The organism is Serinicoccus hydrothermalis (assembly GCF_001685415.1).
Lineage (GTDB): Bacteria > Actinomycetota > Actinomycetes > Actinomycetales > Dermatophilaceae > Ornithinicoccus > Ornithinicoccus hydrothermalis.
The window spans coordinates 2474337-2487104 of sequence record NZ_CP014989.1; the positions used below are offsets into that span (position 1 = coordinate 2474337).

The window sequence follows — 12768 nt, forward strand, 5'->3', positions numbered from 1 at the left end:
CCCGCGCTCGACATCCTCCCGTGCAGCAGACCACCCCGAGGAGCACCGTTCGACATGGCCAAGAGCAACGTCCAGGCGACGAGGCGCAAGCCCACCGACGCCCGCGCCCTGCGGCTGCAGGTGCGTGGCGCCCAGCGCCCCACCCCGACCTTCGCCCGCATCACACTGGGCGGCCCCGACCTGGCCGAGTTCGGCCCGATGGGTGACGACCAGTGGTTCCGGCTCTTCCTGCCGACCGGCGGCCTCGAGTCGCTCCGGCACGTGCCGGACAAGCTGACGACCGCCTCGTATGCCCGCTACATGCTCGTCCCCGCGTCCCAGCGCCCGGTCATCCGCAACTACACGGTCCGGGCCTACCGCGCCGAGGGTGTGGACGGCCCCGAGATCGACGTCGACTTCGTCGTCCACGGCACCGAGGAGGCCGGTGACGCCGGTCCCGCCTCGCTCTGGGCGCAGTCGTGCTCGGTCGGGGACGAGGTCGCCATCATCGACGAGGGCGCGATCTTCAACGCCCCGGCCGCCAGCACCCTGCTCCTCGCCGCCGACGAGTCGGCCCTGCCGGCCGTCGCCGGGATCCTGCGGGACGCCCCGCGCGACGCCGTGGGCACCGCCGTGATCGAGGTGCCGGAGGACGCCGACCGGCAGGTCCTCGACGAGCCGGAGGGCGTCGAGGTGCGCTGGGTGGTGCGTGGGGCCGTGGCCCACCCCGGTGAGGCCGCGCTGGCGGAGATGTCGCGCGTCCCCGTGCCCGCCGGCGAGGTGTATGCCTGGGTCGCCGGCGAGTCCGACCTCGCGACCGGCCTGCGCCGGCACTGGGTGAAGCAGGGCATACCCAAGACCCGGATCAGCTTCTGCGGCTACTGGAAGGCCGGCGACAGCCACTGAGCGGGGCGCTCACCCCGGCAGTGCCTCCCGCCCACCCAGGACGCGCCCGAGCAGCCTGCTCCCGGGGCCATCTCGAGGAGCATCTCCGCCGAGTCGGCCCAGAACTCGGCGTCCCCGTCGAGGGCCTCCGCCCGTGCCACGAACTCCTCCAGCACGGCCTCCACCCGCTGGTCCGCGTCCTCGTCGGGCGCCAGCACGGCCCCCAGACGAGCGAAGCACGCCTCCAGCCACGCCGCGTGGCAGCGGGCATACGCCCGCAGCGAGCTGTTGACCCGCTGCCGGACCGCGACGCCCCCCTGGAGGTCGAGCAGGACCACGTGGCCCGCCCGGAGGAGCTGCCGCTCCTGCGCGTCGGTGACCCCCGAGCCCTCGAGGACCTCGACGAGCACCCCGGTGTCGGCGACGCCGAAGACCGATCCTCGCCACCCCGGAGCGCCCAGGACGAGTGCGTCGTCGGGCAGCAGGACGAGCGCGGGGGACAGGCCGGCCACGTAGGGGAGACCGGCGAGGGGCCACTCCCGGTGCAGCGCGGCCACGTCCTCGACCCTCGTCGTGCGCGGGAGCGTGGTGAGGGCATACCCGGCCTCCTCGAAGCACCCCACGCAGAGGGTGCCGAAAGGGTGGTGCAGGCCCGCGGCGGGGTGGTCGTGCATCTTCGCTCAGATGACGAAGCGGAAGAGCGGGCTGTCCGGGTGGATCGGCTCGATCTCCAGGGAGCTGGCGTCCATGCGCTCGAGCAGCGGCTGCAGGTCCTCGCGCGCCCCGAGCTCGATGCCGACGAGGGCGGGGCCGGTCTCGCGGTTGTTGCGCTTGACGTACTCGAACAGCGCGATGTCGTCCTCCGGCCCGAGCACCTCGTTGAGGAACTGGCGCAGCATGCCCGGCTCCTGCGGGAAGTCGACGAGGAAGTAGTGCTTGAGCCCCTCGTGGATGAGGGAGCGCTCCATGACCTCGGGGTAGCGCAGCAGGTCGTTGTTGCCGCCCGAGACGACCACGACGACGTCGAGCCCGGTCAGGTCGCCGACCGCGTCCAGCGCGGCCGCAGCCAGGGCCCCGGCGGGCTCGGCGATGATGCCGTCGCTCTGGTAGAGCCGGATCATCTCGGTGCAGATGCGGCCCTCGGGCACCGCGACCAGCTCGGGGGTATGCCGTCGCACCACGTCGAAGGTGTGCGCGCCGACCTTCTGCACCGCGGCACCGTCGACGAAGCGGTCGATCTCCTCCAGCGCCACCGGCTCCCCGGCGTGGGTGGCGGCCATCATGCTGGCCGCCCCGGCGGGCTCGGCGGCCACCACGCGCACGTGCGGCGCGTGCTCGCCGAACCAGGTGAGGCAGCCGGCGAGCAGCCCGCCGCCGCCGCAGGGCACGACGACGACGTCCGGCGGGCCCGGCAGGTCCTCGCTGATCTCCCGGGCGATGGTGCCCTGCCCGGCGATCGTGTGCGGGTGGTCGAAGGCCGGGACGAGGGTCGCCCCGGTGCGGCCGGCGTCGGCCAGGGCTGCCGCGGCCGCCTCGTCGTAGGTGCGGCCGACGACGACGACCTCCACCCAGTCGCCGCCGATGGTGGCGACCCGGTCCCGCTTCTGGCGCGGGGTGCTGGCCGGGAGGTAGATGCGCGCGTTGACGCCGAGGGTCGCGCAGGCATACGCGACGCCCTGGGCGTGGTTGCCCGCGCTGGCGCAGACCACCCCGGCCCAGATCTGCTCGCTGTCGAGCTGGGCGATGAGGTTGGCGGCGCCGCGGCCCTTGTAGGAGCGGACCGGCTGCTGGTCCTCCCGCTTGAGCCAGACGCGTGCACCGGTCTCCTCGGAGAGCCGGATGCTGCGCTCCAGCGGCGTCCGGTGGACGCGGCCGGCGATCCGCTGCGCCGCGGCCTCGATGTCCGCCGCGGTGGGCAGCGTGGTCGAGTCGGTCGACGCGCGGGTGGGCGAGGGCATACCCCTGATCCTACGGCGACGCGGGACGGGTCTTGACCCTGCGTCAGCCGAACATGATCGCGGCCTCGTCCCACTGGTCGCGGGGGACCGTCTTGATCTCGTTGGTCGCGTCGCGCAGGTTGACGTTGACGATGTCCATGCCTTGCAGGGCGACCATCGTGCCCCACTTCTTGGCGCTCACCGAGTCGATGGCGGCGGTGCCGAAGCGGGTGGCGAGGACGCGGTCGTAGGAGCTCGGCACCCCGCCGCGCTGCAGGTGGCCGAGGGTGGTGTTGCGCGTCTCGATGCCCGTGCGCTCCTCGACCATGCGGGTCACGGCCTCGCCGATCCCGCCGAGCAGCGGCCGCCCGAAGCCGTCGACCCGGTCGCTGGACACCTGCTCCGTCCCGGCGAAGGTGAAGCCCTCGGCCACGACGATCGTCGGTGCGCGGCCGCGGTCCATGGCGTTCTGCACCCACTCGCACAGCTGCTCGGGGGCCACCGGCACCTCGGGGATGAGGATGGCGTGGGCGCCGCTGGCGATGCCCGCGTGCAGCGCGATCCACCCGACGTGCCGCCCCATGACCTCGACGATCATGCACCGGGAGTGCGCCTCGCCGGTGGTCCGGAGCCGGTCGATCGACTCGGTGGCGATGGAGACGGCCGTGTCGAAGCCGAAGGTGCGGTCGGTCGCGGACAGGTCGTTGTCGATCGTCTTCGGCACCCCGACGACGTTGATGCCCTCGTCGTGGAACATCCGGGCCACGGTCAGCGTCCCCTCGCCGCCGATGGCGACGAGCGCGTCGATCTCGTGCTTGTCCATGACCTCCTTGACCCGCTCCACCCCGCCGGTGCGGATGGGGCTGATCCGGGAGGTCCCGAGGATGGTGCCGCCGACCTTGGACAGCCCGCGCACCTTCTTGCGCGGCAGCGAGACGATGTCGTCCTCGACCAGCCCGCGGAAGCCGTCCTTGATCCCGACGAACTCGTGCTCGTAGATCCGGTCGCCCTTGAGCACGACACCGCGGATGACGGCGTTGAGTCCGGGGCAGTCTCCGCCTGAGGTCAGCAGGCCGATCTTCATCATGTGTCCTTCACGGAGGCGGGCGGTACGAGCGCGCGCCGGCCACCCCAGGGACGTGACCGGCGCCGATGCGCTCCCAGGGTATGACGTGACGTCACCTGCGTTCCACTTCCGCCCGGCCCCGGCGCGGTCGCCGGCCGGCGCAGACCGACCGACCGGTCGGGCCGCCGCTGTGGCATCGTGTGCGCCATGTCGACCGCCGCCGCGTCCTCCGCGCAGACCTCCTCGCTCGTCCTCGCTGACCGGTTGGTGCCTCGCCGGGGCGTGCTCACCGACGTCGGGCTCATCGCCGGCGGCGTGGTCGTCGTCTCGCTGCTCGCCCTCGTCGAGTTCCGCATCGGCCCGGTGCCCATCACGGGCCAGACACTGGGCGTCATGCTCGTCGGCTCCGCCCTGGGGATGCGACGGGGCGCCGCCGCGCTCACCACCTACATGGTCGCCGGCCTGATGGGTGCGCCGATCTTCGCCGGCGGGGCCGGTGGCCCGGCCTACCTGCTCGCGCCGTCCTTCGGCTTCATCGTCGGCTTCGTCGCCGCCGCGGCGATCGCCGGCTGGGCCGCGGAGCGGGCGTGGGACCGGCACGTGCTCCTCGCCATGGTCGGCTTCCTGCTGGCCACGGCCGCGCCCTTCCTCGTGGGCGTGCCCTACATGGCCGGCGTCCTGCACCTGAGCGACCCGGCCGCCATCGCGGCGATCGGCGTCACGCCGTTCATCGTCCCGGGCGTCATCAAGGCCGGCGTCGCGGCCGCGATCTTCCCCGCGGTGTGGGCGCTCGTGCGCCGCCTCGACTCCGACCGCTGAGCCGGCCTGCGGCAGACCTGCACCGCACGTCCGCAGTGGCGGGCCGCGCGGCGCCCTCGCCCCGCGACTGCTCCGGACCCCCGCGCTTCCTCGTCGAGCCCCACCGCTAAGAGGTGGGGGTGACGGAGGAACCGTGGGGCAGGGAGGGACGAGTAGGGCGATGGAAGAACCGTGGGGCAGGCAGCCACTGTGGGGTCTCCAGAGGCCCGGTATGCCGGGTCAGCTCGACCCCGACCGCCGAGCTGGCCACCGGCATACCCGCACCGCACGTCCGCGGTGGTGGGACGCGGCGCCTTCCCCCGCGACTGCTCCGGACCCCCGCGCTTCCTCGTCGAGCCCCACCGCTACCAGGTGGGGGTGACGGAGGAAGCGTGGGGCAGGGAGGGACAAGTAGGGCGACGGAGGAGGCGTGGGGCAGGGAGGGACGAGTAGGGCGACGGAGGAACCGTGGGGCAGGGAACCACCGGTGGGGCGTCCAGAGGCCCGGTATGCCGGGTCAGCCGTCCTCGGCCTCCTCGAGCCGGGTCCGGGCCCCGTCGCGCCGGGCCCGCGCGTCGGTGAGCTCCGCGTCGGCCCGCTCCCGCGCCTCCTGAGCCGTCGTGGCGGACCGCTGGGCGGACTCGGCGTGCTTCTCGGCCTGCGCGAGCAGCCGGCGGGCCTGGTCCACCCCTGACTCGGCGACCCGCACCTTCTCCGCCGCCGCGTCCGCGGCCTCCGAGGCGGCCCGGCGGCGGTCCCGCGCGGCCGTCACCTCGCTCTCCGCGGCCTCCAGGGCGGCGCGCAGGCGCTCGATGTCTCCCGTCTCGTCCCCGTCGCCCGCCCGGTTCCCGTCGGCCGTCCCGGGCGGCTCGGTCTCCGGCCCAGCGCCGGCCTCGGCCCCACCGCCGCCCTCGATCCGGGTGAGGACCACGCCGGTGCTCGTGCGCGCGACCGCGTCGGCGATGTCGACCTCGCCGAAACCGCTGTAGGACAGGGCCCGGGTGAGGGTGCCGCCGAGGACGACCTCGGTGGCGGCCGGGTCGGCGAGCGCCGCGACCGCGGTGTCCCGTACCTCAGCCTCCACGGTGGCCGTCAGGGGTGCGTCGGAGTGCTCCCTGGCGGCCACGATCCACGACCGCAACAGGTCGTCCCGGTCCCCGCGCAGGCCGGACAGCCCGGCCGCGTCCATGGCCGACTGGGCATGGCGGAGCCGCGCACCCACGTCCCGCAGCCGCCCCACCACCGGGTCCTCCGCCCGGACGAGCGAGTTGACCGCCGCCGCCGAGACGCTGGGCTTGCGCAGCGCCCCGACCTCCTTCGCGATGTCCTTGCGACCCTCGGACCGCAGCCGGGCGACCCACTCCTTGCGGGTGGCGACGAAGTCGGCCGGGGCGACGGCATACACGGCCGAGACGGCGGCGTGCAGCGCCTCCTCGTCAGACTCCTCCGCCATGCCCCGCAGGCTATCCGTCCGACGTCACCGAGAGCCGGTTCGTCCACTGAACGCCTCGATGTCATCTGAGAGCCTCCTCGAACAGGCTGTTGAGTGACGAACCGGCGCTCAGACGCACCCGCGCAGGTCCACCTCGCGCAGCGGGTTCCCGCCATCGACGAAAAACCGGCCGCCCGGCGCCAGGGCCGCCGCGACCCGGCGCCGCGCGACGGCACCCGGGTGGCGGCCGTCGAAGACGCCGACGCGACAGGCGAGGGCGAGGTCGAAGGGCTCCTGCCCGTCCAGCTCGAAGTCCTCGACGTCCACGCAGCGCACCGAGAGGCGCCCCGCGGCGATCTCCGGGGCGCAGGCCCGCTCGACCAGGCGGACTCCCCGCTCCGACCGGTCGACGACATGCACGTGCCCGTCACCGATCCGTCGGACGATCTCGCGCGCCGCCGCCCCCGGGGCCCCGCCGACCTCGAGCACGCGCATACCCGGACGGAGCGGGAGCGCGTCGACGACCGCCGCGAGCCGCGCCGAGAGGGCCATGCGGCCAGGGTATGCCCGACGCGCCGCGCGGACGGGGCCGCGGGACGGTGGCTGGCAGACTGGCGCGGGTGACCCCGGCTCCCTACCTCGCCCTGGTGCTCGGGGTCGCGATCCTGTGCCAGCTCGTGGCCTACCGCCTGCGGGTGCCCTCCATCCTGTTGCTGCTCGTCGCCGGCTTCGGCCTGGGGCAGTGGGTGTCGCCGGAGAGCGTGCTCGGCCGGGACGTGCTCTTCGCCGGCGTCAACCTGTGCGTCGGCATCATCCTCTTCGAGGGCTCGCTGTCGCTGCGCTTCCGCGAGCTGCGCGGGCTGAGCAGCGCCGTCGTCCGGCTGTGCTCGGTCACCGTCCTGCTGGCCTGGGGGCTGACCACCGCCGCCGGGATCGCCGCGGGCGTCGAGTGGCAGCTCTCGCTGCTCGTCGGGGCGGTGCTGGTGGTGACCGGACCGACGGTCATCGCGCCGATCATCCGGCAGCTGCGCCCCACCAGGCGGGTCTCCTCGATGCTGCGCTGGGAGGGCATCGTCGTCGACCCCATCGGCGCGATCCTCGCGGTCCTCGTCTTCCAGGCCCTCATCGTCGGCGGCCCGGACGGGGCGCTGACGACCGCGGCTCTGACCCTGGGCCGCACCGTCCTCATCTCCACCGTGCTGGCGCTCGCCTTCGGCGTACTGCTGGAGGTGGCGATGCGCCGCCACCTCATCCCCGACTTCCTCGAGGGCGTGGCCTTCCTGGCCGTGGCGGTCGGTTCGCTGGTCATCTCCAACGAGCTCCAGGCCGAGAGCGGCCTGCTCACGGTGACGATGCTCGGCATCTACCTCGCGAACCGGCCGGGCCTGCGCCTGGAGCACGTGCGGGAGTTCAAGGAGCACCTGCAGGTGCTCATCGTCGGGGCGCTCTTCGTCCTGCTGGCCGGTCGTGTCGGCCCGGGCGAGGTGGTCGCCATCGCCCCGACGGCCGCGGTCTTCGTGCTGCTGCTCGTGCTGGTCGTGCGCCCGGCCTCGGTGGCGCTGGGGCTGCTGGGCACCGAGGCGACCCGGCAGGAGCGGACGCTGCTGGCCTTCATGGCGCCGCGGGGAATCGTCGCGGCCGCGGTGACGAGCATCTTCGCGCTGGAGATCGAGCACGCGGCGCAGGAGGCACGCGAGGCCGCGGCTCTCGGCGGGGCCACGGCGCAGGAGACCCTGGCGCTGGAGGCTTCGGCGCAGCGGCTGGAGCAGCTGGTCCTCGAGTCCGCAGGGCTGGTCCCGCTCGTCTTCGTCACCATCGTGGCGACCGTCGCCCTCTACGGCCTCGGCGTCGGCCGGCTGGCCGAACGCCTCGGGCTCGCGACCACCTCGCCCTACGGCGTGCTCTTCGCCGGGGCGCCGGTCTGGGCCCGGCAGGCGGCGGCGGTGCTCGGCGAGCTCAAGGTCCCGACGCTGCTCGTCTCGTTGGCGCCGAGCGAGGTCTCGCAGGGGCGCATGGCCGGGCTCAAGGTCGAGCGCACGCACATCCTGTCGGAGTATGCCGTCGAGGACATGGAGCTCGCGGGCATCGGCTCGCTCGTCGCCGCCACGCACGACGACGACACCAACTCCACGGCCGCCCGCGAGTTCGGGCACGCGCTCGGGCAGTCCAACACCTACCAGCTGCGTCGGCAGGGAGAGCCGCTGCCGAAGCGCTCCCAGCCCGGGGAGCGGGACCGCGCCGAGGGCCGGATGACCGAGTCGACGGCCAAGCAGCAGACGGCGAGCAAGCTCACCGCGCGCGTCGCCTTCTCGCCGCCGATGTCCGCGCCGGAGCTCGACGCCCTGTCCCGGGAGGGGATGACGGTGCGCCGCACCAGGCTCACCGACCAGCACACCCTGGACGACTTCCGCGCCCGCGAGCCCGACGCGGTGCTGATGTTCCTCGTGACCGACGGCGTCGCCACCGTGGTGACGCCGCGCACGCACCTGCCCCAGGAGGGAGCCACCCTCGTCGCGCTGGTCCGCGGCACCTGAGGGATCCGCGACACGCCGTCCCATCGGCCCGGACGCGGCGCCGGGACGCCGATATGGTGCAGGTGGGCCGGATGTGACGAATGTGATCGATGTGACTGCAGCACGTCCGGCCGCACTCGACGACCGCGACCACCGCCTCGGTCGCCTGGGAAAGGACCGACGATGAGCACCACGACCCTGCGGACGCTGACCATCGCCGCCGGTGCGGGCCTCGCGCTCGCGCTCGCCAACCCCGCGGCGGCCGTCGACGAGGACAACCTCGACGGCTACGACAACGTCAGCTGCGACGTCATGGCGATGCCCGGCACCGCCACGGCCACCTACCTCGACGAGGGCGTCCACGGCCCCTACCTCGACGGCGACAACGAGTGGGTCGCCCTCACCCTGACCTCCGACGACGGCGAGGTCGAGGTCGACAACCCCGTCTACGGCGAGACCTACACCAGCGAGGGCGGCGCGATCATCCGCGAAATCACCCTCTGCCAGGGCACGGCGGCCGCCGCCGAGGACGAGGAGGCCCCGGCCCCCGAGGAGGACCAGGCCGCGCAGGACGACCAGGCCGACGCGCAGGACGACGCGAACGACGACGCGGACGGCGGCTCCACCGAGGACGACGGCTCGGCCCAGGACGACGGGTCCGACGAGGAGACCGCCGGACCGGCGGTCGAGACCGCGGGCCCGGTGAGCGAGGCCGGGGTGTCGCCGCTGCTCGTCGGCGGTGCCGTGCTGGCCGTCGCCGGAGCCGGCGCGGCCGCGGTGGGCGTGCGCCGCCGGGGCAGCCAGCAGGGCTGAGCCCCGCAGGTCCTCCCGTGAACACCCGTCTGCTGCTGCCCACCGGGCTGCTCGTCGGGACGCTCGGGCTGAGCGCGCTCGCCGTCCAGGCGGTCGGCGCGATCCAGGGCACGGACGGCCGCCCGGTCGACGCCGAGGGGGAGGGCGCGCCCACCTGGGTCACCGTCCCCGGAGCCGGGCTGGAGCAGGAGCCGATCGCGCCGGAGGGCCTCACCCCGCAGGGCACGATCAACCCGGACCAGGGCGAGGCGATCTGGTACGCCGGGTCCGACCGCGTCGTGCCGGGGCAGGTGGGCACCGCGGTGATCGCGGCGCACGTCACCTACTACGACGAGCCCGACGTGTTCTACGACCTCGCCGAGGTCAGCGACGGCGAGGTCATCACCGTGGGCTACGGGCACGGGGGGACGCGGGACTTCGTCGTCACCTCGACCCAGCAGATCTCCAAGGAGGGCCTGCAGCGCAGCGACGCGGTGTGGGGGGACCAGGAGGACGTCGCCCGGATCGCGCTCATCACCTGTGACCCGTCCCTGGGGCAGCGCAGCGACGGCCGGCAGAAGGCGAACTTCGTCGCGATCGCCGAGGCCGTCGACGGCTGATCGCCCGCGGGCGTAGGCTGGAGACCTCCCCCCACCGTCGTGCTCCTCCGATCCGAGGCTCTCCTTGTCGACCCCGCGCACCGCTCCCGCCCCCGGCGCCCAGACCGCTCCCGACCTCGAGGTCGCCTCCCGTCTCCCCCTGGCCTTCGCCGCCCTCGTCCTGGGCGGCGTCGGCATCGGCGTCGCCGAGTTCGTCACCATGGGGGTCCTGCCGCAGATCGCGACCGGGCTGGACGTGAGCATCCCCACGGCCGGGTATGCCATCTCCGCCTACGCGCTCGGCGTGGTCGTGGGTGCGCCGATCGCGGCGGTGGGTGCCGCCCGGGCACCGCGCCGGGCGCTGCTCGTCGGCTTCATGCTCCTCTTCGCCCTCGCCAACGCGGCCGCCGCCTTGGCCCCCTCGCTGGGGATGCTCGTGGCCGCGCGCTTCGTGGCCGGGCTGCCGCACGCGGGCTTCTTCGGGCTCGCCGCCCTCGTCGCGATCTCGCTGTCCGCGCCCGGCCGCGGAGGCCGCGCCGTGGGCACGGTCATGCTGGGCATCCCCATCGCGCTGCTCATCGGGGTGCCGCTGGGCACCTGGGCCGGCCAGGTCTTCGGCTGGCGGGTGAGCTACTGGGCGGTCGCGGTCATCGGGCTGCTCGCGGCCCTGCTGGTACGGGTCTGGGTGCCGCGGACGCCGCGCGACCGGACCCAGTCGCGGCGGGCCGAGCTGCGTGCGTTCACCAGCACGCAGTTCTGGCTGACCCTGGCGATCGGCGCCATCGGCTTCGGCGGGATGTTCGCCACCTACTCCTACATCGCCCCGACCGTCACCGAGGTCACCGGCCTGGGCGAGGGGTGGGTCCCGGTCTTCCTGCTCGTCTACGGCGTCGTGTCCATCGTCGGCACCTGGCTCGGTGGACGCCTGGGCGACTGGTCGGTCCTGCGCACCCTGGTGCTCACCGGCGTGGGATCGGCCCTCTCGCTGCTCGTCTTCTTCTGGAGCTCGGCCGCCACCGTCCCCGCGCTGCTCACCGTCGGCGCCATCGGTCTGACCAGCTCGGCCTGGGTGGTCGGGCTGCAGCTGCGGCTCATGCACGTCGCCGGCCCGGCCCGCACGCTCGGCGCCGCCATGAACCACGCCTCGCTCAACGTCGCCAACGCCCTGGGCGCCTGGGTCGGTGGCCTCGTCATCGCCGCGGGCTACGGCTACCGGGCCCCCGCGCTCGTCGGCGCGGCCCTGTCGGTCGGCGGTCTGCTCGTCCTCGGGACCTCGCTGCTCGTGCACCGCCGGGACGTCGGCCCGCAGGGGCGGCTGACGCAGCACGGGTGAGGGCGGACCTGCCAGACTGGCGCCGACCCGACATACCCCGTGGGAAGAGGGACCGCGCGCATGCCTGACCAGACGACCACCCTGCTCATCCTCGGCGCCTCCGGCGACCTCACGAGGAGGCTGCTGCTCCCCGGGCTCGGCACGCTGCTGCGGGAGGAGCCCGAGCGCTCGGTGCGGGTCATGGGGGCCGACCGGGTCGAGCTGAGCCAGGAGGACTGGCAGGCCAAGGTGCGGGACAGCCTCGCCGAGGCCGAGGTGCCGCAGGAGGTCGCCGACGGGATCGTTCAGGTCTCGACCTACCACCGCACCGACCTGCTCGACCGGGACCAGCTGAAGGCCCTGCTGGGCGAGACCGGCGACCCGCTCGCGGTGTACTTCGCGCTGCCGCCCGCGGTCACCGTCAAGGTCTGCGGGCTGCTCGAGGAGCTGCGCGTGCCGCACGGGACCCGGCTCGCGCTGGAGAAGCCGTTCGGGGACAGCCTGGAGTCGGCCCGGGAGCTCAACCAGCAGCTGCTGCGGGTGGTGCCCGAGGACAGCATCTTCCGGATCGACCACTTCCTCGGGCTCAGCACCATCCTCAACCTCATCGGGCTCCGCTTCGCCAACCGGCTGCTGCAGCCGATCTGGAGCGCCGAGCACATCGAGAAGGTCGAGATCTCCTACGGCGAGACCCTCGCGCTGGAGGGGCGTGCGGGCTACTACGACCACGCCGGCGCGCTCATGGACATGATCCAGAGCCACCTGCTGCAGATCCTGGCCTTCTTCGCGATGGAGGCGCCCGCGTCGATGCGGCCACCGGAGATCCGTGGGCTCAAGGCGCAGGCGCTGCGCGCCGTCCAGCCGTGGGGTCACGACCCTGCCGGGGCCTCGCGCCGCGCCCGCTACACCGCCGGCCAGGTGGGGGACAGGACCGTTCCCGACTACGTCACCGAGGAGGGCGTCGACCCCGACCGGGGGACCGAGACGCTCGCCCAGCTCACGGTGCAGCTGGACAACGCGCGATGGGCCGGGGTGCCCTTCGTGCTGCGCTCGGGCAAGGCCCTCGGCGCGGCCTCCAAGCGGGTCGTCGTCACCTTCAAGGAGCCCGCGCACACCCCGACCGGGCTCAGCCCGGCGCCCGGCCCGGACCGGCTCGTCCTCGAGCTCAAGCCGGGCAGCGTCGCGCTCGAGCTGTCGATGAACGCCGAGGGCGACCCCTTCGACCTGGAGCAGAAGGAGCTCACCGCCGAGCTCGGCAAGTCCCGGATGCTGCCCTACGGCGAGATCCTCGGCGCGATCCTCGACGGCAATCCGCTGCTGACGATCCGCGGGGACGAGGCGGAGGAGCTGTGGCGCATCGTGGAGCCGGTCTACGACGCCTGGGAGGCCGGCGACGTGCCGCTGGAGGAGTATGCCGCCGGCTCGGACGGTCCCGACGGCTGGTGAGGATCGGCA

Annotated in this window: 12 protein-coding genes; 7 read left to right on the forward strand and 5 right to left on the reverse strand. The window is 73.8% G+C overall.

Annotated features, from left to right (window positions below):
• The first annotated feature begins 54 nt into the window (after positions 1–54).
• A complete protein-coding gene (locus SGUI_RS11520) occupies positions 55–885 on the forward strand; it encodes a siderophore-interacting protein (protein WP_066640303.1) in 831 nt (276 codons plus the stop codon).
• Here SGUI_RS11520 and SGUI_RS11525 read toward each other — a convergent pair.
• Genes SGUI_RS11525 through SGUI_RS11535 form a run of 3 tightly spaced genes read right to left on the reverse strand, consistent with a single transcriptional unit; the run spans position 858 to position 3885 of the window.
• A complete protein-coding gene (locus tag SGUI_RS11525; protein WP_066640305.1) occupies positions 858–1538 on the reverse strand; it encodes a hypothetical protein in 681 nt (226 codons plus the stop codon). The two genes, SGUI_RS11520 and SGUI_RS11525, sit on opposite strands and share 28 nt — an antisense overlap.
• A 6-nt stretch (positions 1539–1544) precedes the next feature.
• Positions 1545–2822: a threonine ammonia-lyase IlvA gene (ilvA, locus tag SGUI_RS11530; RefSeq protein ID WP_066640306.1), complete on the reverse strand. Its 1278-nt coding sequence runs from the start codon at positions 2820–2822 to the stop codon at positions 1545–1547.
• Between the two features lie 43 nt (positions 2823–2865).
• Positions 2866–3885: a 6-phosphofructokinase gene (locus SGUI_RS11535; protein WP_066640311.1), complete on the reverse strand. Its 1020-nt coding sequence runs from the start codon at positions 3883–3885 to the stop codon at positions 2866–2868.
• Positions 3886–4074: 189 nt separating this feature from the next.
• Between SGUI_RS11535 and SGUI_RS11540 the strand changes: the two genes are divergently transcribed.
• Positions 4075–4686, forward strand: coding sequence for a biotin transporter BioY (locus SGUI_RS11540; RefSeq protein WP_066640314.1), 612 nt, complete (start codon positions 4075–4077; stop codon positions 4684–4686).
• 496 nt (positions 4687–5182) lie between these two features.
• Here SGUI_RS11540 and SGUI_RS11545 read toward each other — a convergent pair whose 3' ends face one another.
• Together SGUI_RS11545 and SGUI_RS11550 are read right to left on the reverse strand one after the other, a co-directional pair.
• Positions 5183–6118, reverse strand: a complete 936-nt coding sequence (locus SGUI_RS11545; RefSeq protein ID WP_066640318.1) for a hypothetical protein — start codon at positions 6116–6118, stop codon at positions 5183–5185.
• A gap of 108 nt (positions 6119–6226) precedes the next feature.
• Entirely contained in the window at positions 6227–6649 is a 423-nt protein-coding gene (locus SGUI_RS11550) for an SAM-dependent methyltransferase (protein WP_066640321.1), read from the reverse strand.
• A gap of 68 nt (positions 6650–6717) precedes the next feature.
• Here SGUI_RS11550 and SGUI_RS11555 point away from each other — a divergent pair, with 68 nt between their 5' ends.
• The 5 genes from SGUI_RS11555 to SGUI_RS11575 all read left to right on the forward strand — a co-directional run bounded on the left by SGUI_RS11555 (position 6718) and on the right by SGUI_RS11575 (position 12759).
• Entirely contained in the window at positions 6718–8631 is a 1914-nt protein-coding gene (locus SGUI_RS11555; RefSeq protein ID WP_066640324.1) for a cation:proton antiporter, read from the forward strand.
• Positions 8632–8793: 162 nt separating this feature from the next.
• On the forward strand, positions 8794–9423 hold the full coding sequence (locus tag SGUI_RS17720; protein WP_066640327.1) for a hypothetical protein: 630 nt from the start codon (positions 8794–8796) through the stop codon (positions 9421–9423).
• Positions 9424–9440: 17 nt separating this feature from the next.
• Entirely contained in the window at positions 9441–10022 is a 582-nt protein-coding gene (locus tag SGUI_RS17725) for a class F sortase (RefSeq protein WP_066640330.1), read from the forward strand.
• A gap of 64 nt (positions 10023–10086) precedes the next feature.
• Positions 10087–11334 carry an MFS transporter gene (locus SGUI_RS11570; protein ID WP_083190657.1) on the forward strand — a complete coding sequence of 416 codons (1248 nt, stop codon included), beginning with the start codon at positions 10087–10089 and terminating at the stop codon, positions 11332–11334.
• 60 nt (positions 11335–11394) lie between these two features.
• Positions 11395–12759 carry a glucose-6-phosphate dehydrogenase gene (locus tag SGUI_RS11575; protein ID WP_066640333.1) on the forward strand — a complete coding sequence of 455 codons (1365 nt, stop codon included), beginning with the start codon at positions 11395–11397 and terminating at the stop codon, positions 12757–12759.
• The last annotated feature ends 9 nt before the right edge of the window (positions 12760–12768 follow it).

Excerpts from the sequence above, each read along its gene's own strand:
- SGUI_RS11520 (WP_066640303.1), top strand. The coding sequence starts at position 55 with ATGGCCAAGAGCAACGTCCAGGCGACGAGGCGCAAGCCCACCGACGCC.
- SGUI_RS11525 (WP_066640305.1), bottom strand. The coding sequence starts at position 1,538 with ATGCACGACCACCCCGCCGCGGGCCTGCACCACCCTTTCGGCACCCTC.
- ilvA (WP_066640306.1), bottom strand. The coding sequence starts at position 2,822 with ATGCCCTCGCCCACCCGCGCGTCGACCGACTCGACCACGCTGCCCACC.
- SGUI_RS11535 (WP_066640311.1), bottom strand. The coding sequence starts at position 3,885 with ATGAAGATCGGCCTGCTGACCTCAGGCGGAGACTGCCCCGGACTCAAC.
- SGUI_RS11540 (WP_066640314.1), top strand. The coding sequence starts at position 4,075 with ATGTCGACCGCCGCCGCGTCCTCCGCGCAGACCTCCTCGCTCGTCCTC.
- SGUI_RS11545 (WP_066640318.1), bottom strand. The coding sequence starts at position 6,118 with ATGGCGGAGGAGTCTGACGAGGAGGCGCTGCACGCCGCCGTCTCGGCC.
- SGUI_RS11550 (WP_066640321.1), bottom strand. The coding sequence starts at position 6,649 with ATGGCCCTCTCGGCGCGGCTCGCGGCGGTCGTCGACGCGCTCCCGCTC.
- SGUI_RS17720 (WP_066640327.1), top strand. The coding sequence starts at position 8,794 with ATGAGCACCACGACCCTGCGGACGCTGACCATCGCCGCCGGTGCGGGC.
- SGUI_RS11575 (WP_066640333.1), top strand. The coding sequence starts at position 11,395 with ATGCCTGACCAGACGACCACCCTGCTCATCCTCGGCGCCTCCGGCGAC.